This window comes from Synechococcus sp. H55.10 (assembly GCF_047502715.1).
Classification (GTDB): domain Bacteria; phylum Cyanobacteriota; class Cyanobacteriia; order Thermostichales; family Thermostichaceae; genus Thermostichus.
This window is the reverse complement of sequence record NZ_JANSJJ010000271.1, coordinates 1-523: the sequence shown is the minus strand read 5'-3', so window position 1 is coordinate 523 and position 523 is coordinate 1. Positions and strand designations below refer to the sequence as shown.

The 523-nt window shown below is 62.9% G+C and carries 1 protein-coding gene; it reads right to left on the bottom strand.

Features of this window, described 5'->3' with window-relative positions; all coding sequences use genetic code 11:
- On the bottom strand, positions 1–523 hold a 523-nt coding region (locus NW858_RS13095; protein ID WP_414520658.1), incomplete at both ends, for a radical SAM protein.

Below are 523 nucleotides of genomic sequence, written 5' to 3'. Positions count from 1 at the left end.
GGCACGCCCACGGTGGAAAGGGTAATGTGCCGCTGGCCGATGCCGATATCTTGGTGGAGGCGGCGGATGGCCTGCACCACGGTGTCGCGGTTGAGCAGGGGCTCCCCCATACCCATGAAGACCACGTGGCTGACGCGGCGGCCAAAGTCCTCCTGCACCGTTAACACCTGATCCAGGATTTCGTGCAACTTGAGGTTGCGCCGGTAGCCCATCTTGCCGGTGCCGCAGAAGCCGCAGGCCATGGGGCAGCCCACCTGGGAGGAAACGCAGACAGTTAGCCGCTTGGCGGTTTGGATCCCCACCGTCTCAATCAACTCCCCATCCGCTAGCTGCAGCAGCAACTTAACGGTGCCGTCGCGGGATTCTATCCGCTGCACAACCTGGGAGCGCCCCACAGGATAATCCTGCAGCGCCTCGCGCCAGGCTTTGGGAAAGACCGTCACCTCCTGCAGGGAGCGGATCCCTTTTTGGTAGATCCAAGTGTGCAGTTGTTGCCCGCGGTAGGCCGGCTGCCCCTGCTCAA